Here is a 23,849-nt window from a genome sequence, read left to right on the forward strand (position 1 = left end):
GACTGGAGCCGCGGCGGTGTGTAGCGAAAACCCGAATTCCGGCGGACGGAACAGAATGAACCGCAGGCCGGCTCAAGGCCGGGATTTGCACAATGCCCGTTCTTGGGCAAGGCCACGTCTTCTGCGGCCGATGCGCGACGAAGGCCGCATGCGCCGGCTGTTTCACTCAGCGAAATTGGCCGCTATTGAGATCGCCCGCAAACAGCGATCCAAGACAGGTCAGGGGTGCGATAGTAAGGACATTGCGCTTTCCGTACCGCTGGCCGTAGCGGCCATCTCACGGTGACGCTCTAAGCCCATTTCATGTGACACACGAGACGCCTCACTTCCCTGTTCCGGCCACGGCGAGAATGGGTGCCCAGCGTGCGATCTCGGATCGAACGAAACGGTCGAATGCCGCCGGATTGCGCTCGTCCTTTGCCGGGATCGAGCCGCCGAGCTGGGCGATCCGCTCGCGCACGACGGGCTCATCGAGCGCCCGGTCGAGCGCATCGGAAAGCCTCGCGATGATTTCGGGCAAAACGCCCTTCGGCGCAAACAGTCCCGCCCAGACGCTCATCTCGTAGTTGATGCCAGCCTCCCCCGCGGTCGGAACATTCGGCAGCGTTTCGAGGCGTTTCGCAGCCGAGACCGCGAAAGCCTTGACCGAACCGGCCAAAACCGACTCCGCCACGCTGACCGATTGCTCGCACATGAAGTCGACGTGACCGCCGACCAGGTCATTCAAGGCCGGGCCTGATCCGCGATAGGCAACGAGCGCCGGCTTCGCGCCGAGCTCCGCGGTGAACAGCAGGCACGCCATATGCGAGGAGGCACCGACGCCGCCATGGGCCTGCTTCACCGCGTCGCCCCGTTGCCGCAGCGCTGCGACGAACTCCTTCAGGTCGTTTGCCGGGAAATCCTTCCGCGCGATCACGACTGCCGGGGAATGCGCGGTGATGCCGATCGGCACGAAGTCGGCAACGGGATTGTATTTGAGGTTCGGCGTCAGCACTGGCGCTGCGACATGCGAGCCCATGGCAGCGGCAAGCAGGGTATAGCCGTCGGGTGCGGCAGCCGCGACGCGGCCGCTACCAACCGTGCCGCCGGCGCCGCTGACATTCTCGATGACGATGGATTGCCCGAGGATCTTCGACATCTGATTGGTGACGATCCGCGCCACCACGTCGCTGGCACCTCCGGGAGGGAACGGCACGATCACCGTAATCGCCCTGGAGGGGTAATCCTGCGCACGCACCGATCCTGCGATGCCAGCGAACAGCATCGCAACCAGGCAGGCCTTCCAGAGACACGTGCAAGGTCATAACGCGCTCCTGTCCCTTGCTGCTGCGCGGTCATACGTTTCCGTCGTTCAATATTTCCGCGACCTCGACCGAACGCCCCTCACGCGCCGAAAGAATGCCGGCGCGCACGACCGCGAGCGATCGCGTCGCCTCCTCGCCGCCGACTTCGTGCTGGCGCTGCCCGCGCGCCGCCGCGGCAAATTCCTCGAGCTCTTCGACCAGGGTATCGGCGTTGGTGCATGGTACCGCGACCGGCTGGCTTTCACCGCGCTTGAGCAACCGGAGCCCGTTGTGCAAGTCGTAGAACGCCGTCATCTCCTTGCCGTAGACGTTCATCAGGTAGTACTCGGACGCCGAGGCGTAGCTTGCATTCAGCGTCGAGAGCGCGCCGTTCTCATGCTGCAGGATCAGGCTCGCGACATCCGGATTGTCACCGGGCAGCACCAGTTGCGCCGACTGTGCGCGTACCGCCTGGATCGGCCCGATCAGGTGAGTGAGCACGTCGACATAGTGGATGCCGATCTGCAGCATCACGCCGCCCGGCATGCCTGCAGCCTGGTAGCGCCAGGAGGTGAGATCGATCTTGCCAAGGCGGTCGCGGCTGATATTCGCCTCGGCATTAACGAGCCTGCCGAACCGGCCGGCGTCGATCTCTCGCCTGATGTAGCGGAAATGGCTCTCGCGCCGCCGCTGATAGCCGAGCGCCAGCACCACCCCGGCCTTGCGGCAGGCCTCGGTGATGGCGCGGCCGTCCGCGATGGTGTTGGCGATCGGCTTGTCCAGAAAGACGTGCTTGCCGGCGGCCGCGGCAGCGCAGGTCGTCGCGAGATGCACATCGTTCGGCGTCGTATTGATGATCGCCTCGATCTCGGCATCGGCCAGCAGCGCCTCGTAGCTCGCGGCCGGCCGGCAGCGGTATTTTGCCGCGAAATTTTTGCGTTTCTCATCCGACCTTGTGTAGCAGCCGCGGATCTCGAGCTTGCCCGAGCGCTGGATGGCATCCGCCAGCACGTCGGACCACCATCCCATCCCGATACAGGCCACGCGGAGCGGATCGGCACTCATCACTTCGCCCTCCCAAGGACCTTGCTCTCAAAGATGCCCTTCCCAAAGGCCGCCTTGGTCCGGCCGGCTTCGGTCCCTGCTACTTCATTCCCACTTCGCACCGATCGACTCGACGGCCGACCTGGCGATCCGCAAATCGGTCTCCCAATCGCCGCCGCTGACGCCGACACCGCCGATGCATTCGCGGTCGACCAGCACCGGCACGCCCCCTTCCATCGCCGTCCACCGCTCCGGTCCGGCGGCGAGCGCGAGCCCGATCGCATGGCTGACGTCGAGGTCCTGGCCGGCCGCGCCTTTCGCCGTTGTCGGACGCCGGTTCGACGCGGCGCAGACCGCCTTGGTGGTGCAGGAGTGCACGGTATGGAAGCGGCCGCCGTCCATTCGTTCGATCAGGATCACATGGCCACCGGCATCCACGACGGCACAGGAGATCGCGATGTTGGCCTGGCCGGCCAATTCCAGCGCCGTCGCCATGATCCTTTTCGCGCCCTGATGCGTCAGGCGTTTGCTCTCGGCAACAAACATGGCAGCGCTCCGGTCGGGAGGGACAGGCGGATTGTGCCCCATCGAGAAACGACGTGCAATCTCCGGCTGCTTTTCTTTCAGCACACGCCCCGCGCGATGAAGCCTAGCCAGACTATGAGGCGCGAACATGGAAGGTCGTCAGGAATTCCGTGCCGACGGCCTGGCGGCCGAACGCCTCAGATATGCTGCGCCATGATCCGGCCGGGCCGCGCATCCGGGCGAGGCTCGATATCGACCGACCACAGGTCGTGGTTGTCGACGTCCTTCAATGTCACGGTCATGACTCCGGTCTTGCCGTCGATGTCGACGCGGCCGAAAAACTGTAGGCCGAAACAGGGAGCGAGATTCTCGCCGCTGCACCCCTTCTGGAACATTGCTTTCGGGCCGAACGTATTGTCGAGCGGGGCCGGCGCCCAAGTGCCCGCATGTAGCGGGCCGGAGACGAACTCCCAGAACGGCTCGAAGTCCTGATAGATCGCGCGGTTCGGATCGTAGTGATGCGCGGCCGTGTAATGCATATCGGCGGTCAGCCACACAATGTTGCGGATGCCGGCGCGCTTCATGAACGACAGCAGATCGGCGATCTCAAGCTCGCGCCGCTCCGGCGGACCGTCGCCGAGCGCAATCGCGTCCTCGCTGAACAGGCCGATCGGCATGTCGGCCGCGATCACCTTCCAGGTGGCGTCGGAAGCCACCAGCTCGCGCTTCAGCCAGGCCAGTTGCGCCGCGCCGAGGATGCAGGTGTCGCTGTGGTCGTCGCGCTGGTTCAACGTGGAATCGCGGTAGCTGCGCATGTCGATCATGAAGACATCGAGCAGCGGGCCGTAGGCGATCTTGCGATAGATGCGGCCGTCCTGCGCGGGCGTCGCGCGCATCGGCATGAATTCATGGAACGCGCGGCGCGCTCGGGCCACCAGATGCGAGGTGCCGTCCTCGGCATAGCCGCTCGCGTCGGCGGTACCGACCGGCGCCCAGTCGTTCGTCACCTCGTGATCGTCCCATTGCGCGAACAAGGGGATCGCCGCATGGAAGGCGCGAAAACTCGGATCCAGCCAGTTGTATTTGTAGTTGCCGCGGAACTGGGCGAGGGTTTGGGCGACGACAGACTTTTCCTCGGTAACGAGGTTTCGCCAGACCCCGCCATCGGGCAGTTTCAGTTCCCGCTCCACCGGGCAGTCCGCATAGATGTGGTCGCCGCAATGGATGAAGAAGTCCGGACGGTTGTCGAGCATGGTCCGGTAAGTCCGCATGCCGCCGCGGCTTTCGTCGATGCCCCAGCCCTGCCCCGTCGTATCGCCCGACCAGGCAAATGATACGCTGCTCCGTGTGGTGGGTGCGGTACGAAAATGCCCGACCTGCGCCTCGCCGGCGATCCCCGGCTCGCTTTCAAACCGCACGCGATAGAAAATATCCTGCCCCGGCGGCAGTCCGTCGAGCAGAACTTTCGAAGTGAAGTCGGCATCCGGCAACGCATCGGCAGAAGCCGTGCCAATGATGGTCTTGAAATCTTCGCTGGCCGAACACTCGACTTGCATCCGCGCCGCCCGGTCGGCGCGCGCCCAGACCACCGCGGAATTGGCCGAGACGTCGCCCGATTGAATGCCGCTGGTGACGAGCGGCCGAGCCGCGGCGCGGCTGAGGTAGGGTCTGGCGAGGCCGCCGAAACCAGCGACGGCGAATGTCGCGGCAGAGCGGACCAGCCATTGACGCCGCGTCAGAGCGGACTTGGCGCGAATCGCAATCGGCATCGAATACCCCTCGTCGAATCACGACGAAGGTGTGCCCGAGCAATTTGAATGCTGGCCGAAGGTTTTGCGACAGGTGGATGAAGGTGAAGAGTTGTAGCAACTACCGCTGCCAGTCGCAGATGCCGCCGGACTTGCACGGCCAGGTCTGGATCCGCGTGTCGCGGGCCTGGGCGTCGAGCGGGTTGCTGTGGGGTCGCGCCAATTTGGTGCGGGCAGAGCCGCGCGGTTTCTGCACACGCTCATGCGCCACGTGAGTCTTGGGCGCGACAGTCGTGGGCGCGACAGTCTTGGCGGCAGCAGTTTTGGGCGCAGCAGTCCTAGGCGCAGCAGTCTTGAGCGCAGCCGTTTTGGACGCGGCGGCGGGCTTTGGCACGACCACGCGCTCCGTCTTCACCTGCTTGCGATCGGTTCTGGCCTCGATCCGGACCGGGGCGAATCGCGTCTCCGGGCCGAGCCGCTTCGGTGAGAGCATGGCCTTGGAAGGATCGAGCTCGAGGAGTTCGCCCGCGCGATATTCGTCTGCCAGCGCGGCGCTGCCCGACATCAGGAGCCCAGCGCAAAGTGCTGCGGCAATAGCGTTTTTCAGGACCATCGCAGGCCTCCTGAAATCAACCCAAAAGACTTAAGAACAGCCGTCATGTAGGGCACCGGCCGGACAATTCCAGCCGTTCCCGCCCTCAGTTACCGGTGACTGATCCGGGCTGCGAAAAACTTCACGTGCCGGATGAACAGTTCCTACTCGGCGGCCTGCGCCACCGGCTGACCGATCGCCGCTTCCAGCCGCGTGCACTCCGCACGGTATTTCGCGACATTGGCTTCCTTGACATGGCCATAGCCGCGAACGAGTTCCGCTGATTTCGCCAGCGCCACCAGACGCGGCCAGTCATGCGGCTTGGCCCTGTCGAGGAGGCGGAAGATCATCGCGGAATATTCGCCCGGCAGGGCCCGCTCCATCCGCCGCTCGGCTGAATAGCCGAACGGATCGAACGCGGTGCCGCGGAGGAACTTGAAGCGGGACAGGATGTCGAAGGCGCGGAATATCCAGGAGCCGAATTCGCGCTTGCGCAAATGCCCGGTCAGTCTATCGCGGGATGCCAGCAGCGGCGGCGCGAGGCTGACCTTGACGCTCGCGTCACCGTCGAACTGCTCCTTCAGCGCTTTTGCAAACTCGCCGTCGGAATAAAGTCGAGCGACCTCGTATTCGTCCTTGTAGGCCATCAGCTTGAACAGGCCCTTGGCAAAAGCCTCGGTCAGTTCATGCGAGCCCGGCGCGGCCTTGGCTTCCGCGGCGCGGACGCGCTCGACCTCGGCGAGATAGCGCTTCGAGTAGGCCTCATTCTGATAGTCCGTCAGGAACTTGGCGCGGAACGCGATGCTTTCGTCGAGCGTGCGCCGGACCGGCGCCGCGCCCGAACTCTTGAAGCGTGCGGCGCTGACGACGCGCGGCAGATCGTGCGCCGCGAGCCGGCCCCAGGAGAACGCGAGCTTGTTCATCTCGATCGCCGCGCCATTGAGGTCGATCGCCTTCATGATCGCTTCCAGCGACAGCGGGATTGCCCCGCGCTGGAACGCAAAGCCGAGCATGAAGGCGTTGGTGGCGATGCTGTCGCCCATCAGCGCGGTGGCAAGCCCGGTGGCATCGAGAATGTCGAGGTCGGATGCGCTGACCGCCTCGTTGAGCGAATCCCGCATCGTTCCCGCCTCGAAATCGATGTCGGGATTGATGACGAAGCTCGCGGTCGGCAAGAGGTCGGCATTGACGATCGCCCGCGTCACGCCGCGCTCGGCCCGGCTCAGCGCGGGGATGCTGGTGGCAACCACGATGTCGCAGCCGAGGATGAGATTGGCGCCGCCAGGGGCGATGCGGACGGTCGAGAGATCGTCGGCCTGCGGCGCGATGCGGACGTGGCTCATCACAGCGCCGTTCTTCTGCGATAACCCTGTGAAGTCGAGCGTCGAGCACGCCCTGCCCTCGACATGCGCGGCCATGCCGAGCAGCGCGCCGATGGTGATGACGCCGGTGCCGCCGATGCCGGTGACGAGGATGTTGTAGGCGCCATCGAGCGCGGGGCCTGCCGGCGTCGGCAGATCGGCAAACAGCGCCGAGGGATCAGCCGCCGCCCGATCGGCTTTCCGCAAGCGTCCGCCATGCACCGTGACAAAGCTCGGGCAAAAGCCCTCGATGCAGGAAAAGTCCTTGTTGCAGTTCGACTGGTCGATCCGCCGCTTGCGGCCGAATTCGGTTTCCAGCGGCTGCACCGAGACGCAGTTCGAAACGGAAGAGCAGTCGCCGCAGCCTTCGCAGACGCGTTCGTTGATGAAGACGCGCTTCGGCGGATCCGGATAGAGTCCGCGCTTGCGGCGCCGGCGCTTTTCCGCCGCGCAGGTCTGGTCATAGATCAGGACCGTGAGGCCTTTGACCTCGCGCAGCTCTTTCTGCACGGAGTCGAGCTCGCGGCGGTGGTGAACGGTCGCGCCAGAAGGGAAATAACTCGTCGGATATTTCTCGGGATCGTCGGAGACGATGGCAAGCCGCTTGGCGCCCTCCGCCGAAACCTGGTGCGCGATCTGCGATACCGAAAGCCCGCCTTCGGCCGGCTGGCCGCCGGTCATCGCGACCGCATCATTATAGAGGATCTTGTAGGTGATGTTGACGCCGGCAGCCGCCGCCGCGCGGATCGCGAGCAGGCCGGAATGGGTGTAGGTGCCGTCACCGAGATTCTGGAACACATGTGGCTCGCTGGTGAACGGCGCCTGCCCGATCCAGGTGACACCCTCCGCGCCCATATGCGAGATCGTTTGCGTCCGGCGGTTCGGCACCGACAGCGCCATGCCGTGACAGCCGATGCCGGCCATCGCGCGGCTGCCCTCGGGGATCTTGGTCGAGGTGTTGTGCGGACAGCCCGAGCAGAAATACGGTGTCCGCTGCAGCTTTGCGGTGCCGACGCCGTCCACGGGACGGTCGAACGCCTCGAGTTTTGCCAGACGCTGCTCCAGTGCCGGGCTGCGATGACCTAGTTTTCGCAACCGCGCCACGATGGCCGCCGCCACCATGGTCGGCGTCAATTCGCCTTCGCTCGGCAACAGCATGGCGCCGCCCTCGTCAAGCTTGCCGACCACCGAAGGGCGCTTCGCGGCATCCATGTTGTAGAGAATGCGGACAAGCTGGTCCTCGATAAAGCCGCGCTTCTCCTCGACCACGAGCACGTCCTGCAGGCCTTCGGCAAAGGCCCGCGCGCCGGATTCCTCCAGCGGCCAGGTCAGCGCCACCTTGTAGATACGCAATCCCAGTGCCCGCGCTTCCACATCGGTAATGCCGAGATCGGCCAGCGCCTGCCGCAGATCCAGATAGGCCTTGCCGGTCGCCATAATGCCGAGCCGCGCCGGCCTTGAATCCAGCACGATACGGTCGAAGCGATTGACGCGCGCGAATGCGGCGACCGCCTGCATCTTCGGACCGTGCAGCCGCCGCTCCTGCTCCATCGGCGCATCGGGCCAGCGGATCGAAAGCCCGCCCGGCGGCATCTCGAAATCGTCGGGCATGATGATCTTGATGCGATCGGGATCGCTGACGATCGAGGCCGAGCTTTCGACCGTCTCGGAAATCGCCTTGAACCCGACCCAGCAGCCGGAATAGCGCGACAGCGCAAAGCCCAAAATGCCGAGATCGAGATAATCCTGCAGCGTGGCCGGGTTGACCACCGGCATCAGCGCCGCGGCGAACACCTGCTCGCTCTGGTGCGCCAGTGTCGAGGACTGGCAGCCATGGTCGTCGCCGGCCAGCGCAATCACGCCGCCATTCGGCGAGGTGCCGGCGGAGTTGGCATGCTTCAGCGCATCGACGGAACGGTCGACGCCGGGGCCCTTGCCATACCAGATGCCGAATACGCCATCGACCTTGGCGCCCGGGAACATGCCGACCTGCTGGCTGCCCCACACAGCGGTGGCCGCCAGGTCCTCGTTGAGACCCGGCGAGAACTCGATGTCATGCTGCTTGAGGAAAGTTTTGGCGCGCCACAGCGCGTGATCGTACATGCCGAGCGGCGAGCCGCGGTAGCCGGAGATGAAGCCTGCGGTATTGAGCCCCTGTGCGCGATCGCGTTCGCGCTGCAACATCGGCAACCGGACCAGCGCCTGCGTACCGGACAGAAAAATCCGTTTCGCATCCAGACGGTACTTGTCGTCCAGTCCCACTTCCATCAACGCCATTCGTCCGCTCCCCGTCGCACGTTCCGCCGGTTATTTGAACCGGTCTAATTGCGAACAGCATGCACCGATTTTGCTATGCGTGCCCAGCGTGAATTCATGGCCGCAGGGCATATCTCGCCCGTGTTGTGGATCGGCCGGGCCTCTTGCGGAAGCCTTCCTTCTTTGAAACGCTTAGGAATAAAGGGAGACGCCAGCGATGACAGAACCGGCCTTCAGAACCGAGATATTGGAGAGCGGTAATCTGCTCGTCGGGCCGTGGCGGAGCCCGAGGCAAATGCTCCACGCGCAGGTCTACGATTCGCACGCCTCGATCCACGACGATGCGACCGCGCAGAAGCTCGGCTTTCAGGGCGGCACCATCGAGGGCCCGACCCATTTCAGCCAGTTCGCGCCGCTGTGCGAACGCATCTGGGGCCAGGCCTGGTTCGAAACCGGCTGCCTGTCCGCGCACTACCGCAATCCCGCCTTCGAAGGCGAAGAAGTGCAGGCGAACATCGAGAAACCGAAGCCGGGGCAAACGACTTGTGCGATCGGGATGACCAAGCACGACGGCACCGAGATTTTGCGCGGCACCGCTTCCGTCGGCGACGTAATGGAAACAGCACTTTCCCGGCGACTCGGCGAATTGAAGCCGCTCGCCGATCCCGTCATCCTCGCCGACGTCAAGGTTGGCATGAAGACGCCGCGTCAGGCCGTGAAAATGGATTTCGACCAGCATATGGGCGATCTCTATCCGTTTTCGCTTGAGCAGAAGCTGAAGCTCATCACCGAACCATCCGCGTATTATTCCCAGGAGCTCAATCCCTGGGGCCGCGCGATCATCCCGTTCGAAATGCTGAGCGTGCTGTTTCAGTACCGCGCCCGCGAAGACCGGCTGCCGGTCCGCGGCCCCGCGGTCGGGCTGTTCGCGGATCAGGAGATTCGCCTGCTGCGCGGGCCGCTATTCGTCGGCGAGACCTATGCAACCGAACGCGAGGTCGTCGCGCTCAGCGGCAGCCGCCGCACCGAAAGCGTCTGGGTCCGCACCACCGTGTTCGCAGCCGACGACACACCGGTCGCCACCATGCTGTTGAACATGGCGAGCATCAAGGATTCCTACGCTAACTACGAGCAGGAGCACCAAGCGCTCTACGGCTAGGGCATGATCCGGAAACAGTACCGATGCGGGGAGTGGAATGAGATGCGCCTAAAAGATCGTGTCGCCATCGTCGTCGGCGCCGGCCAGAGCCCCGGCGAAGGCATCGGCAACGGCCGCGCCACCGCGCTGACCTTTGCGCGCGAGGGCGCCAAAGTGCTGTGCGTCGATCATAATCCAGCCTCGGCGCAGGAGACCGTCGACATGATCGCCGCAAGCGGCGGCACCGCGGCAGCCTTCAGGGCCGATGTCACAAAAAGCGCCGAGTTGAAGGCGATGGTGGCGGATGCGCAAGCACGCTGGGACCGCATAGACGTGCTGCACAACAATGTCGGCGTCAGCCTGGCCGGCGGCGACGCCGAACTGCTCGATATCAGCGAGGAAGCGTTCGACCGCTGCGTCGCGATCAACCTTAAGAGCTGCGTGTGGGCGGCCAGGCACGTCATCCCGATCATGCGGGCGCAACGAAGTGGCGCGATCATCAACATCTCCTCGATGGCCGCGATCACGACTTATCCGTACGTCGCCTACAAGGCGACCAAGTCGGCGATGATCGCCTTCACCGAACAGCTCGCCTACCAGAACGCGCAATACGGCATCCGCGCCAACGTGATCCTGCCCGGACTGATGAACACGCCGATGGCGGTCGACACCCGCGCCCGCGAATTCAAAAAGAGCCGCGCCGAGGTCGAGGCCGAACGCGACAGCAAGGTGCCGCTGCGCCAGAAGATGGGCACCGGCTGGGACGTCGCCAACGCCGCGCTGTTCCTCGCCTCAGACGAAGCGAGTTTTATCACCGGCGTGACACTGCCGGTCGATGGCGGCGCGAGCGTGCGGCGGGGATAGTCGTGATGTGTCCGCGAGAATCGTAGATACAGTGGCGGGAACCGTATTACTCCCGCCCCGTGTGTTTACCTTTAATTAGTAACCTTCTCTTAAGGATTGCGGCCGTTGGGCGGTCTTTTTGACGCGCCCCTGCTCACGCGATCTGCGCCGGCGTTGTTCGTTTTTGGTCGCCCCGCGTGATTCGAAAAAAATCGATCGATTCCAATGACACGATGATGTGACAGCAACGTCGTCGCTTGTCGAAATCCCGTCTCGTTGCGGTCGTACGAATTTCATGTGCGCTCGCTATGAGGCGCCACAAGAATTGTGGGAAGCCGAGGCACCATGAACGAAGAATTCGACTACGAGCTGACACCGGCGCAGTGGGAAACGCTGAAGGCATTGCGGACTCCATCTTCGAGCCTGCCCCGCATGAGCCGCACCACGATCGACGGCCTGATCGCGCTCGAACTCGCCGTGATGCACGGCGATGTGCCGGTTATCACCGCGAAGGGACGCAAGGTGCTGATTCGCGGCTCGTCACTGCTGCTGCAGGATCTTGCGGCGTGATTCTTGGTTCCGTGTCCCGGACGCGGTGCAGCGTGCAACGCTGCGCCGCAGAGCCGGGACCCACCAACAGCGTATGGACCCCGGTTCTGCAGCGCACCGCTAACGCGCTGCGCTGCGCCCGGGAAACGCAGCTCACACCGGTTTCTCCTCATCCGTTACCGGCGAGGTGATCACCAGGAACACCAGATCGACCAACCCCGAATTCGAAATGGCGTGTTCGACGCCGGGCGGCAGGAAGATGACGTCGTGCTTGCGCACCACGTGATTTTTTCCCGCGATCTCCATCAGCCCCTCGCCTTCGAGCACGTGATAGATCTGCTCCTGCACGAGGTGCTTGTGGCGCGCGACATGGGCCATCGGCTGGTACATCGAGATGCGATAGTCGATGTGGCGGGAGCCCGCGGTCTCCGGCATCGCCAGCGGCTTTGATAGGGCGCCGCCAAAGTGATTGGGGAATTCGCGCCACGGCACTTCGGCGATATTGCGGATAAAGGCGCCGTTGTTTTCTGGAGCCATGATTGCCTCCTTTGCCGGTCAGATCACTAGCGCCCCGCCATCGACATAGACGATCGATCCGGTCGCAAAACCGTTCGCCATGAAGCTCAGGATTTGCCGCGCGATGTCCTCAGCCGCACCGACGCGCCCGGCCGGCAGCGCCGCCGCCGTCTTCGCCAGCATGTCGCGCCGCGCCTCTTCCGGCATCGCAGCACGGATCGGGGTGTCGATCACGCCCGGCGAGACCGCATTGACACGCACCGGCGCCAATTCCAGCGCGAGCGCCCTCGCCAGCGACTCCAGCGCGCCGTTGGCGGCGCTGACGATTGCCGAGTTCGGCCGCGGACGGACACTGAGAAAACCCGAGACCAGGGTCAGCGAGCCGCCGGCGCGGATTTCGGCCTCGCGCGCGACCCGCCACGCGCCCCAGAACTTGCCCTCCATGGTGACGCGCACATCTTCCATCGCCACCGTCTTGAACGCCCCGGTGCGAAGCTGCGCCGCCGTGACCACGACATGATCGACCGGACCGCAACGGCGGAACAGCTTTGCGACACTATCATCGCTGGTGACGTCGGCGGGGATCGCGATGGCGTTCAGCTTCTCCGCCACCTGGTCGAGCTTTTCGACATTGCGGGACGCAATGATGACGTCGGCACCCTCGCGCTTCGCCATCTCCGCGGTCGACATGCCGATGCCGGAGGAACCACCGACGACGACGACTTTCTTGCCTGCTAGCAGCATGTGATTTCCTCGAAGTGAGATCAGGCGGGCTGGTAACGCGTGCCGATACCGGCCTTGCTCTGCCCGAGCCCGGGCAATTCCCAGACGCCCGCACCGACCGGATTGATGTCGGCGGCGATATCGACGTCGATCAGATAGGGTTTGTTCGCCGCGATGGCTTTGCGGATGGCCTCGCCGAGATCGCCGGCGCGATCGACGCGCACGCCCTCGACGCCGCAGGAACGCGCCATCGCGGCGAAATCCGGATTGTAGCGCTCGCCGGAGTTGGGATCGTGGAAATCGGTCGCGAGCTCGCGGCCACTCAGATAGCCGCGCTGCAGCCCGCGGATCGAGGCGTAGGCGTAGTTGTTCCAGACCACCCAGACTACGGGCAGATTGTATTCGACTGCCGTCCCCAGCACGTTGGCGTGCATGAAGAACGCGCCGTCGCCGCACACAGAGACGCAAGGACGGTCGGGCGCCGCGAACTTCGCGCCCATCACGCCGGCAACGCCAAAACCCATCGGGCCAAATCCCATCGAGCCGATCAGCGAATCCGGCCGGCGCGGCTTGCAGAAGCCGAGCAGCCAGTTGTGGTGCACGCCGATATCGCTGACCAGAATCGCATTCTCGGGGAGCGCCCTGTCGATTTCGAGCGCGGCGCGCTGCGGATTGATCGGCGTGGTGTCGTCGGAAAAGCCGGGGGCGACGAACTTGTCCCACTCTTTCCGATAGCCATCGATCTGCGAGAGCCACTTCTTGCGCGCGTCCAGCTTCTTCGCGAGATCGCCGCGGCGATCGAGTTCGGCATGCACCTGCCGCAGGAAGGTGCGGACGTCGGCCATCAGGCCGAGCGCGACCGGATAGTTGCGGCCGATCTCCTCGGGATCGATGTCGACATGGATCAGCCGGGTCGGCGGGATGGTGAAGGAATAGCCCGGGATCCACGAACTCGAGGTGCGATCGTCGAACCGCATTCCCATTGCCAGCAATACGTCGGCCTGACGCGTCGCGTGGTTGGCCTGATAGTGCCCGGCGCGCGCGACGAGGCCCAGCGCCAACGGATGGTTGCAGTCGATCGCGCCGAGGCCGCTGGCGGAAGCCGCGACCGGAATCTGCAGCCGCTCGGCGAGCCGCAGCAGTTCCTCCGCCGCGCCGCCGTAGCGCACGCCTTGGCCGACGATGATCGCCGGCCGCTCGGCGCCGAGCAGCATGTCGACGGCTTTCACCACGCCCTCCGGATCGGCGCCGCAACGGCTCGATATGTTGGCGTTCCACTCGATCGCATTCGGCGCCTCCTCGGCCGCCGATTCCATGAACACGTCGAAGGGCACGTCGAGCACGACAGGCCCGGGGCGGCCCGTTGTCATGGTCTTCCAGGCCTGCCGGACCGCCAGCGGCACCATTTCGCCGCGCGTCGGCTGGAACACCTTCTTGCAGATCGTGCGCACGGTGGAAGGAAAATCGGCTTGATGATGCCGGTACATCTCCTGGAAGGCGCCCCGGTTGAACTGGCTGGTCGGCACGTTGCCGGTCACCGCCAGGAACGGCACGGAATCGAGAAAGGCATTCGCAAGCGAGATCGGCAGGTTCGCCGAGCCGGGCCCGCAGGAGGTAAACGTCGCCGTCGGCCGGCCCGAGACGCGGTAGTAAACGTCGGCCATGAAGCCGGCGACGCTCTCGTGATGCACCGAGATCGTCTTGATATCGTGGGAACGTTCATACAGCGCGTCGATGAACTGGATGTTGCCGTGGCCACACAGGCCGAACACCTGCGGCACCTTTTCCTGGATCAGATAGTCGACGATGACCTGGGCGCCGTTGAGCATGTTACGCGACATCGATTCACTCTCTCTCCCTAAGCCCAACGAATTCGCCTCCGCGTCTTTACCTCGCGCGGTCGGCTGCCTCGCGAACCTATTTCTCATAATACTGTACGTCAATTGCTATTGTGGTATGCTGCGAATCGCGCCTCCGACCGGAGGTGATGCCGTTGAAGGGCAAGGGCGACCTGCTAGACTTCGCCTCGCCCACCTGGAGAACTGATTCCGTGAAGCCGCGCGCCAAGCCGAAGACGAGCGACAAGCCTGCAGGCCCACGCAAGGTTTCGATCGCAAGGCTGATGCCGTCGAGCGAGCCCAACATCGACGACGAAGCCGAGGAGCGCGCACGCGGCGGCGTGCAGTCGCTCGGGCGCGCGTTCTCGATCCTGGAAGAAGTCGCGCGCCACCGCGAAGGCATTGGATTGGCTGATCTCAGCAAGCTGGTCGGCCTGCACAATTCCACCACCTTTCATCTCGCCAAGACGCTGGTGTCGCTCGGCTATCTCAGGCAGGAGCGCGATTCCAAACGTTACCGCGTCGGCCGGCCGCTGTTTGCGCTGGCGGCCAGCGCGCTCGACGAAATCGAGATGGTCAATCTGGCCACGCCAATCCTGGAAGAGCTGTCGCGAGAGACCGGCGAGAGCGGTCATTTTGCCGTGCGCATGGGCGACGCGGTGGTCGTGATCGCCCGCACCAGCGGGGCTGGCGCGTTCCAACTGGCCGACCGCGTCGGCGTGGTGCGGCCGGCGCACTGCACCGCGCTCGGCAAGATCATGCTGGCCTCGCTCCGCCCCGATCAGTTGAAGCGCTTTCTCGAACGCGTCGAGCTGAAGCCCTCGACGAAAAAATCGATCACCGATCCCGCCGTGCTGATGCGCGAGATCGCCGAAATCCGCCGCAACGCGATCGCGTTCGACGACGGCGAATACAACGCAGAAGTCCGCTGCGTTGCGGTGCCGGTGTATCATTTCACCGGCGAAGTGATCGGCGCGCTCGGCATCTCCGGCCCGATCTGGCGCATGACCGATCAGGTGGTGCAGAGCCGCGCCAAGCTGGTGCAATCGGCCGCCAGCCGGCTGTCGATCGAATTCGGCGCACGGGGTCTGGTGAAATCCTCCTGATTTCCTGACCTCGCTCTTTCTGAATTGCCTCAGTGCGCGGTGCTGCGCGGCCACGACGCATTTGGCGTTGACAGCCGACGCCGCGTCCGGAAATATCCTACAATAATAAAAGAACGTCTCTCACATTGTCGCATAAGCGGGAATCGGAGGGGGAACGTCAAGGCGAACTCTCGGGAGGAGATCAGTCATGACCCGCTTTAGCCGACGCACTCTGTTGAAGGCCGGCGCCGCTTTTGCCGGCGTATCCGCTGTCGGATCTCCCGCCATCGTCCGCGCACAGGCCGCGCGGATCAAAATCGGCCATCTGGTGCCGCTGACCGGTTTCCTCGGCGCGATCGGCAGCTACGCCCAGCTAGGGGTGAAGATGGCGGCGGAAGAGATCAACGCGTCCGGCGGCATCATGGGCAAGCCAATCGACCTGATGTCGGAAGACTCCGTCAACCCCGCCACCGCCTCGACCAAGGCGCAGCGCATGATCGAACAGGACGGCGCCGTGCTCTTGTTCGGCGAAATCTCATCCGCCTCGTCGCTGACCATCATGCAAGTCGCCGAACGCAACAAGAAGGTGTTCTTCTCGACCGGCGCGCGCTCGGACGCGCTGCGCGGCAAGGATTGCAACCGCTACTCCTTCCATTGCGACATTCCCAACACGGTGATGGTCAACGCCGTCGGCACCGCGCTCAAGCAGAAGAGCATGGTGAAGGGCAAGAAGTTCGTCACGCTGACGGCGGACTATATTTTCGGCCACGACCTCTTGAAGGCGGCAAAGGCCTTCTTCAGCGCCAACGACGCTACCCTGATCGGCGACGAGCTGATCGCGACCGACGTTACCGACTTCAGCCCGTATCTCCTGAAGGTGCGGCAGGCCAAGCCCGATGTCGTCTGCTGCAACCTCGCCGGCAACCAGGTCACCAATCTCGTCAAGCAATATGCCGAGTTCGGCTTCCCCTACCCGCTCGTCGGCTTCAACCTCAATACCGGCGACGCCTGGGCGATGGGCGAAGGCAATCTTTCCGGCACCTGGCCGACGGTCTGGTACCACACGCTCGACAATCCGGCGTCCAAGGCCTTCGTCGAGGCCTTCAGCAAGAAATACGGCAAGCCGCCGGAGAACCATGCCTGGATCGAATACATCACGCTGAAAATGATCGCGCAGGCGATCACCGAGACCAAGTCGACCGAGAGCGACGCGCTGATCGGCTATTTCGAGAAGCAGACGCAGTTCGACATCATGAAGTCGCGCAAGGCGTATTTCCGATCCTGGGACCATCAGCTCGTTCAGGAGGCCTATCCCTTCACGGTGAAGGCGAAGAACGAGATGAAGGACAAGTGGGACATGCTGGTGCTCGGCGAGGCCGTTCCGGCCGCGGGCGCCGACCTTGAAACAATCTACCCGACGAAGACGCAAAATCCCTGCAACATGAAGGCATAGAAGCCCGAATCCGGGCGTCGGGCACACTGGCGTTAACGGCGCCGGCACAGATCGGCCGGCGCCGCCTCTTTTTCAAGGTGCGGTTAGGGTCGCGGATCGCAGATGCAGTTTGGATTCCTGCTTGAACAGGTGGTGAATGGCCTGGTGCTCGGAGGCTATTACCTCCTGATTGCGCTTGGGCTGTCGCTGATCTTCAGCGTCGGCGGCATCGTCAACCTCGCGCATGGCGCGTTCTATGCGCTCGGCGCCTACATTTCCGTCGAGATCACGAAGTATCTCGGCTTCGGCTCGGCGGTGGTGCTGTCGCCGGTTGCGGTCGCGCTGCTCGGCATTCTCTTCGAGCGCTTCATCCTGCGAAGGTTCTACGACGCCGACCCGATCCTGAGCTTGCTCGTGACGTTCGCCCTCGCCATGGTGACTGAACAGGCGATCCGCATCATCTGGGGCGCGCCGCCGATCTCGGCCGCGATCCCGCGGGCGCTTCGCGGCTCGGTGTTCCTCGGCGATTTCCTGTTCTCGCGCTATCGCTTGCTCATCCTCGCCGTCGTCGCTGCAGTCCTGCTCGGTGTCTGGCTCTTGCTGCACAAGACCTCGTTCGGCCGCGTGGTGCGCGCCGGCATCCAGCGGCCGGACATGGTCACCGCACTCGGCATTCGCTTGCAGCCCTACATGACCGCGATCGTCATGCTGGGCGTCGGCATGGCCGCGCTCGGCGGCGCCTTCTTTGCACCGATCACGATCGTGCATCCGGCGATGGGCGCCGAGATCATCACGGTTGCCTTTGTCGTCGTCGTGATCGGCGGCCTCGGCAGCTTTTGGGGCGTGGTGATATCAGCCCTTCTGGTCGGTGTCGTCAGGGGCATCACCATCCACTTCGCGCCGGCTGCCGGTGAAGCCTCGATCTATGTGCTGATGTTCCTGGTGCTCATGGTGCGGCCGCGCGGGCTGCTCGGCGAACGTATCGAGAAGTTCGAATGATGACGCCTGCCGCCAAATTTCGTCCGCTGCTGCTGGCCGCGCTTGCCGTCATCGTGCTGCCGCTCGGCCTCTATCTGCTCGGCCTGTCACTCAACACCGGCACGATGGTGGTGGCGCTCGCCATTGCCGCGATGGGGCTCAACCTCTGCATCGGCTATACCGGGCTCGTCTCGTTCGGCCACGGCGCCTGGTTCGGCATCGGCGCCTATGCGGCGGGACTGATCCAGCGCAACTGGTTCGGTGGCGACATCTTCCTGCCGCTGCTACTTGCGGCGATCGTCGTCGCCGTCATCGCGACCTTCGTCGGCTTCGTCATTTTGCGCCGACGCGGCGTCTATTTCTCGCTGCTGACGCTGGCGCTGTCGGCGCTGACCTATACCATCGCTTTTCGCTGGACCGCGGTAACCGGCGGCGAGGACGGTCTCGGCGGCCTGAAGCGGGGCAGCATTGGCCCGTTCAGCCTCGATAACGCACTCAACTATTACGTCGTCGTCTCCGTACTCTGCCTCGGCGTGCTTTATCTCCTGCTGCGGCTGGTGCGCTCGCCGTTCGGCCATGTGCTGATGGCGATCCGCGAGAACCAGTTGCGCGCCACGTTCCAGGGCTATCCGGTCGAGCGCTACAAGCTCGGCGTCTTCGTGATCTCGGCGGTCGTGACCGGCTTTGCCGGCGGGCTGATCGGCTTCCAGAACTATCTGGTCTCTGCCGAGGCCGTTTCCGTGCCGTTCTCAGGCGAACTGCTCGCCATCGTCGTGATCGGCGGCATGCGCAGCATGCTCGGCCCGGCGATCGGCGCGCTGTTCTTCATCCTGTTCCGCGAGTTGTTTTCAATCTGGACGCCGAACTGGCTGCTCTGGTTCGGTCTCGTCTTCGTCGCCTTCGTGCTGTATTCGCCAGGCGGCCTCGTCGGCATCTGGGCGACACTCGTAAAGCGCTGGTGGCCGCCGCCGGAAGAAACCGCCGCGATGAGCAGGCGCAAAATCTACCAAGACCTGCCTTTACCGGCCTTCCTGCGGCCGAAAGCGCTCGAGGGTATTGTGCTCAACGTGCAAGGCGTCTCGAAGAGCTTTGGCGGCATTCGCGCGGTGACCGATGCGAGCCTCACCGTCGGCGCGGGCGAAATCCACGCCTTGATCGGGCCGAACGGCGCAGGAAAAACCACGCTGTTCAATCTGGTCTCCGGCCTCTATCCGACCGACAGCGGCACCATCAGGCTGAACGGCCGCGAGATCCAGGGTGTGCCGTCGGAGGCGATCTGCCATCAGGGGCTGGCGCGCTCGTTCCAGATCACCAACCTGTTCAAGGGGCTGTCGATCTACGAAAACCTCCGCCTGTCGCTACAGGCGCAAAGCCCGGGGCGTTTCGACCTGTGGCGCGACATCGACCACTACAGGGATATCCACGCCGAGACCGCGGAGCTGATCAAGTTCCTCGGCCTCGAAGGCATCGAGACAATCGAAGGCGGCGAACTGTCCTATGGCGGGCAGCGGCTGGTCGATCTCGGCATCGCGGTCGGCTCCAAGCCGCAGGTGCTGCTGCTGGATGAACCACTCGCCGGGCTTGCCGCCGCCGAGCGCGAGCGCGTCTCGAACCTGGTCAAGAACATCGCCGCCAACATTCCGGTCCTGATCGTCGAGCACGACATCGATCGCGTGCTCGGCTTCTCCCGCACCGTCACCGTGATGAACCAGGGTGAAGTGCTGATGACCGGCACGCCCGAGGCCGTGCGCGCCGACCGCAAGGTGCAGGAGATCTATACCGGCACCGGCGTTCCCGAGGTCGAGCATATCACGAGCGAGCAGGCCCGCGACAGCACAGCCCCCATTCTGCGCTTCGAACGCGTCAACACGTTCTACGGCAAGAGCCATATCCTGCACGACGCCACCCTCGACGTGCGCGAAGGGGAAATCGTTGCGCTGCTCGGCCGCAATGGCGCCGGCAAGTCGACGCTTCTGAAGACGCTCGCAGGCCTCGTGCCGTTGTCGTCAGGCGCGATCGAATATGCCGGCATGGACATCTCCCGCCTGCCTGCGCCCGAGATAGCGCGCGCCGGCATCGGCTATGTGCCGCAGGGCCGCGGCCTGTTCGCCGGGATGACGGTACGGGAAAATCTCTCGCTCGGGCGTCTCGCGCGCAAGACCGACGGCAGCAACGGCGTGGTGTGGGACGAAGCGCAGATCCTCAACTATTTCCCGCGTCTGCGCGAGCGCATGGACGTCGCGGCGGATTATCTTTCCGGCGGCGAGCAGCAGATGGTGGCGGTGGCGCGCGCGATGTCGGGCAATGTCAAACTCCTGCTGCTCGATGAGCCCTTCGAGGGGCTGGCACCGGCCGTGATCCTCGAACTGTTCAAGGTGTTCGACCGGCTGCGACAACACATCTCCATCGTGATCGTCGAGCACAATCTCGACCTGGTGCTGGCGCTCGCCGACCGCGTCTTCGCTCTGGAACGCGGCGCGGTGTTCCATCAAGGACCGGCGCAACCGCTGCTGACCGATCTCGAATATCGCAAGAAGATCTTGTGGCTGTAATACTCACCCGTCATTGCGAGCGCAGCGAAGCAATCCATGTCTACGCTTGCGGCTCTATGGATTGCTTCGTCGCTTCGCTCCATCCGGGGAACGCGTCCCTCACGAAAGCAGGGAATCCTCCTGCGGCCGCGTGCGCGCGATAATCTCTGCCGCGCCCTTGTCGAGCAGATCGAGCCCAACGGCGCGACCGAGTTCGCGGGGGCGATCTGCCGGGCCACTCCGCGACACCTCGATAAAGCAGTCGCCGGCTTCATCCAGCACGGCGGCCGTCAGCGTCATCTCACGATCCGCCAACGTCGCATGGCCGGCGATCGGCGAGTTGCAGTGGCCGTTTAAAACCCACAGCACTTCGCGCTCGGCCTCGGCGCAGAGGCGCGACGAGGCGTCCTCGATCTTGGCGAGCCGGCCGCGCGTGACCCAGTCCTTCTCGACGCATTCCACCGCGACGATGCCCTGCCCTACCGCGGGCAGCATTTCGCGAACCAAAAAGTCATGGACGATACGCGATGCCATTCCGATGCGTTCGAGCCCTGACCTTGCCATCACCAGCGCATCCGCCGGTCCCACCTCGCCGCCATCGGGAAGCCGCTGCTTGTCGCCGCGATCGAGCTTTGCGACACGGGTATCGGCGGCGCCGCGGAAATGGATTACGGTGGCCTCGGGGAATAGCCGGCGCAGATAGGCGGCGCGTCGCACCGCATTGGTGCCGATCTTGAAGCCTTTACCTTTCGATGCGCAAAACGCATCCAGCGAAAGGCCCGGACGCAACACCAGCGCGTCGTTGGCCGGATCGCGCGGCAGGGTCGCCGCGATGATTAGGCCCGGCGTCTCCTCGTTGCCGGGAACGTCCTTGAGCGAATGCATCGCCGCCTGCAATTCTCCGCCGCGCATGGCCTCGCGAATTTCGGCGACGAAGGCGCCGCCCTTGCCGCCGTGGCGCAGCAGCTTGCTGGTCTGGTCCTGGTCGCCGCGGGTTTCGAACTTGACGATCTCGACATCAAGCGCGGGATCGGCCGCGCGCAGCAGCCGTGCGATCGCTTCAGTCTGCGCCAGCGCCATCGCGCTCTTGCGCGTGCCAATCTTCAAGGTCTGTCCGGACACAAGGTCTCCGTTCGATCACAACGATTGTCTCGAGCGTAGGGGATAGAGCAAGCGGTCCTCCAGAACAACGTCTTTGGCGGCGGGAAAACCGGCCGCTTGATAGCCGGCCCCTTCGGCCGCTCATCTCGAAGCAACCCATTGTGCAACAAAGCAATTTACCTGCCAGGAGGGCTTCAGCCTCTGCCATCCCCATCTGCCGCGACAACGACGACACCGTCTCCCGCCTTAACTCCGTTCCCTCTCGGCAAGACAAACAAAGGATTGATCTCCGCCTCCAGTAGGTTCTTTCCGATCGACGTCGCCATGCTGGAGAAAGCGAGCATGGCGTCGACGAGAGCATCGACATCCGCAACGGGACGGCCGCGAAAGCCGCGCAGCAGCGGGGCAGACTTCAGCTCGTCGATCATTTCCTCCGCATCCCGCCGCGAAAGCGGCGCCAGTCTCACGGCGGTGTCCTTGTAAAGTTCGGCGGCGATGCCGCCCGTGCCGAGCAGGATCGAGGGGCCAAGCTGCTTGTCGTACTTGAAACCGAGGATCATTTCGATGCCACCGGTCACCAGTTCCTGAACCAGAAATCCCTCGGGCTTTCGGCCTGTCGCCGACAAAAAGCCTTCTGCCATACGCATGCAGATGGCTCCGGCCTCACCGGGCGCGATATTAACCGCCACTCCCCCGACATCGGACTTGTGAAGCACCTCGCGCGAGAGAATCTTGATCGCGACGTTGCCGCCGAAATTCAGCGCAGCGGGCGCAGCTTTCTCTGATGTAGCGACACAGACCTCGCGGGTGATCGGAACGCCGAACTTCGCAAACAGCGCCTTGCTCTCATACTCGTTGAGAGGACCTGGCCGCAGCATGCTCTGGACATCGGCTCCAAACGCCGCGGGGACAGTCGGCGCGCTGACTTGCGGAGAACTCTTGTCGCGCATGCGCCACATGGCGGAAAACGCGGTGGCGCAGGCCTCTGGGGTGGCGAAAGTCGGTATGCCCGAGAGATTGAGATGCCTGATCGCCTGCGGCGCGTGGGGACTGGCAAATGTCACAATCGGCTTGTCGGTCCGGGCGAAGCAATCGCGCAAGGGCGCGCCGACAATCTCTGGCTCGGTGATCGAGGACGATCCCAGGATGACGGCAACCGCATCGTAGGAAGGACTTTCGAGCACGCTGTCGAGCACACCTCGAAAGTATTCGGATTTCACGCCCGCCAAGGTAACGTCGATCGGGTTTCGATCCAGCACGACATCCGGGATGTTCAGCGCCTTCAAGCGCTCGGCCGTCATCTGGTCCGGCGCCAGGGTCTCAAACCCCGCCAGGCCGGCCGCGTCGGCGACCAGGCTCGCCGCGCCGCCGGTTGATGTCACCACGGCGATACGGCGACCTTTCAGTCGCCGCCCGGAGCTTAATGCCAGCGGAATATCGAGCAGATCGGAGAATTGCAGCGCCCTGATGATACCGAGTTGCCTGAACAACGCATCGTAGACGGCATCCGATCCCGCGAGCGCTCCGGTATGCGAGCTTGCGGCATGGGCGCCGGACTCGGATCGCCCGACCTTGAAGGCGACGATCGGCTTGCCGGCCTGCGCCGCCCGCTGCGCCGCCTGGCGAAACTGCATCGGCTTGCGCAGGCCTTCCAGATAGAGCGCAATCACCTGCGTGGCGGGATCGTCGATCAGGTAGCCGACGAGATCGGATACATCGATATCGGCTTCATTGCCCGTCGCGATCAGTTTGGAAAACCCGATCCCCTGGGCCTCGGCTCTCGACAGCAGCGATCCGAGAATGCCCCCGCTCTGCGATACCAGCGCGATCGAGCCGGGCACAGCCTGGCTGTTCTGAAGCGCCGCACTCGCCGACAATGCGATCCCATCGGTGAGATTGACGAGGCCGATCGTATTCGGCCCGAGCAGCCGCATGCCGCCCGCGGCGCTTTTCAACGCCTGCTGTCGCGCCATTCCGTCCGCGCCGCTTTCGCCAAATCCGCCGGCGAGCACGATGGCCGCCCCGGTGCCGATGGCGCCGAGGTCCCTCACCGCTTCCGGAACGCGCGCAGAGCCGACCAGAACGATGGCAACATCGGGCGCATGCGGCAACGACCGGATGTCCGGAAAGCAGGGATGGCCGGAAATCGACGGATAGCGTGGGTTCACGGGAAAGATTTCGTGCCCGTAGCCATGCTTTTGCAGAAAGGCGAGCGGACGGCTGGTCAACTTGCCGGCATCGGCCGACGCGCCGATGATCGCCACGCTCTTCGGTCGGATCAAACGTTCCAGAGCGTCCATATCGGC

The 23,849-nt window shown here is 64.0% G+C and carries 18 protein-coding genes; 7 read left to right on the plus strand and 11 right to left on the minus strand.

The features are described 5' to 3' along the window. Positions 1–322 precede the first annotated feature (322 nt). From V1273_RS26735 to V1273_RS26760, 6 genes are all read right to left on the minus strand, one after another. Positions 323–1,264 carry a tripartite tricarboxylate transporter substrate-binding protein gene (locus V1273_RS26735; RefSeq protein WP_334411439.1) on the minus strand — a complete coding sequence of 314 codons (942 nt, stop codon included), beginning with the start codon at positions 1,262–1,264 and terminating at the stop codon, positions 323–325. Between the two features lie 70 nt (positions 1,265–1,334). Next, positions 1,335–2,348 (minus strand): Gfo/Idh/MocA family protein, encoded by a 1,014-nt coding sequence (locus tag V1273_RS26740; protein WP_334411440.1) that lies wholly within the window; start codon positions 2,346–2,348, stop codon positions 1,335–1,337. 84 nt (positions 2,349–2,432) lie between these two features. Continuing rightward, positions 2,433–2,873, minus strand: a complete 441-nt coding sequence (locus V1273_RS26745) for a GlcG/HbpS family heme-binding protein (RefSeq protein WP_334364227.1) — start codon at positions 2,871–2,873, stop codon at positions 2,433–2,435. A 176-nt stretch (positions 2,874–3,049) separates the two neighbouring features. After that, on the minus strand, positions 3,050–4,621 hold the full coding sequence (locus V1273_RS26750) for an alkaline phosphatase D family protein (protein ID WP_334411441.1): 1,572 nt from the start codon (positions 4,619–4,621) through the stop codon (positions 3,050–3,052). 100 nt (positions 4,622–4,721) lie between these two features. Beyond that, positions 4,722–5,213, minus strand: a complete 492-nt coding sequence (locus V1273_RS26755) for a hypothetical protein (RefSeq protein WP_334411442.1) — start codon at positions 5,211–5,213, stop codon at positions 4,722–4,724. 143 nt (positions 5,214–5,356) lie between these two features. Beyond that, positions 5,357–8,830, minus strand: coding sequence for an indolepyruvate ferredoxin oxidoreductase family protein (locus V1273_RS26760; protein WP_334411443.1), 3,474 nt, complete (start codon positions 8,828–8,830; stop codon positions 5,357–5,359). Positions 8,831–9,026: 196 nt separating this feature from the next. Here V1273_RS26760 and V1273_RS26765 point away from each other — a divergent pair, with 196 nt between their 5' ends. From V1273_RS26765 to V1273_RS26775, 3 genes are all read left to right on the plus strand, one after another. Beyond that, positions 9,027–9,968 (plus strand): hypothetical protein, encoded by a 942-nt coding sequence (locus V1273_RS26765; protein ID WP_334364231.1) that lies wholly within the window; start codon positions 9,027–9,029, stop codon positions 9,966–9,968. A gap of 42 nt (positions 9,969–10,010) precedes the next feature. Then, positions 10,011–10,811 (plus strand): SDR family NAD(P)-dependent oxidoreductase, encoded by an 801-nt coding sequence (locus tag V1273_RS26770; RefSeq protein WP_334364232.1) that lies wholly within the window; start codon positions 10,011–10,013, stop codon positions 10,809–10,811. A gap of 324 nt (positions 10,812–11,135) precedes the next feature. Then, positions 11,136–11,360 (plus strand): hypothetical protein, encoded by a 225-nt coding sequence (locus V1273_RS26775; protein WP_334381012.1) that lies wholly within the window; start codon positions 11,136–11,138, stop codon positions 11,358–11,360. 132 nt (positions 11,361–11,492) lie between these two features. Here the strand turns inward: V1273_RS26775 and V1273_RS26780 are convergent, their stop codons facing one another. The 3 genes from V1273_RS26780 to V1273_RS26790 are packed head-to-tail and all read right to left on the minus strand — an operon-like array spanning position 11,493 to position 14,419. Further along, positions 11,493–11,876 (minus strand): cupin domain-containing protein, encoded by a 384-nt coding sequence (locus V1273_RS26780; protein WP_334364234.1) that lies wholly within the window; start codon positions 11,874–11,876, stop codon positions 11,493–11,495. Between the two features lie 18 nt (positions 11,877–11,894). Further along, positions 11,895–12,599 (minus strand): SDR family oxidoreductase, encoded by a 705-nt coding sequence (locus V1273_RS26785; RefSeq protein WP_334411444.1) that lies wholly within the window; start codon positions 12,597–12,599, stop codon positions 11,895–11,897. 20 nt (positions 12,600–12,619) lie between these two features. After that, positions 12,620–14,419 carry a thiamine pyrophosphate-binding protein gene (locus V1273_RS26790; protein ID WP_334411445.1) on the minus strand — a complete coding sequence of 600 codons (1,800 nt, stop codon included), beginning with the start codon at positions 14,417–14,419 and terminating at the stop codon, positions 12,620–12,622. 146 nt (positions 14,420–14,565) lie between these two features. On the opposite strand from V1273_RS26790, the gene V1273_RS26795 reads away from it, so the two are divergent. From V1273_RS26795 to V1273_RS26810, 4 genes are all read left to right on the plus strand, one after another. Then, positions 14,566–15,522: an IclR family transcriptional regulator gene (locus V1273_RS26795; protein ID WP_334411446.1), complete on the plus strand. Its 957-nt coding sequence runs from the start codon at positions 14,566–14,568 to the stop codon at positions 15,520–15,522. A gap of 187 nt (positions 15,523–15,709) precedes the next feature. Continuing rightward, positions 15,710–16,954: an ABC transporter substrate-binding protein gene (locus tag V1273_RS26800; protein WP_334411447.1), complete on the plus strand. Its 1,245-nt coding sequence runs from the start codon at positions 15,710–15,712 to the stop codon at positions 16,952–16,954. A gap of 102 nt (positions 16,955–17,056) precedes the next feature. Continuing rightward, a complete protein-coding gene (locus V1273_RS26805) occupies positions 17,057–17,932 on the plus strand; it encodes a branched-chain amino acid ABC transporter permease (protein ID WP_334411448.1) in 876 nt (291 codons plus the stop codon). Continuing rightward, positions 17,929–20,463, plus strand: a complete 2,535-nt coding sequence (locus V1273_RS26810; protein WP_334411449.1) for a branched-chain amino acid ABC transporter ATP-binding protein/permease — start codon at positions 17,929–17,931, stop codon at positions 20,461–20,463. The genes V1273_RS26805 and V1273_RS26810 overlap by 4 nt, the downstream gene beginning before the upstream one ends. Positions 20,464–20,562: 99 nt before the next feature. On the opposite strand, the gene hemC is transcribed toward V1273_RS26810, so the two are convergent. Then, entirely contained in the window at positions 20,563–21,549 is a 987-nt protein-coding gene (hemC, locus tag V1273_RS26815; RefSeq protein ID WP_334412269.1) for a hydroxymethylbilane synthase, read from the minus strand. Positions 21,550–21,737: 188 nt separating this feature from the next. Continuing rightward, on the minus strand, positions 21,738–23,843 hold the full coding sequence (locus V1273_RS26820) for an acetate--CoA ligase family protein (RefSeq protein WP_334411450.1): 2,106 nt from the start codon (positions 23,841–23,843) through the stop codon (positions 21,738–21,740). Positions 23,844–23,849 lie beyond the last annotated feature (6 nt).

It is taken from the genome of Bradyrhizobium sp. AZCC 1721, from assembly GCF_036924715.1.
GTDB lineage: Bacteria > Pseudomonadota > Alphaproteobacteria > Rhizobiales > Xanthobacteraceae > Bradyrhizobium.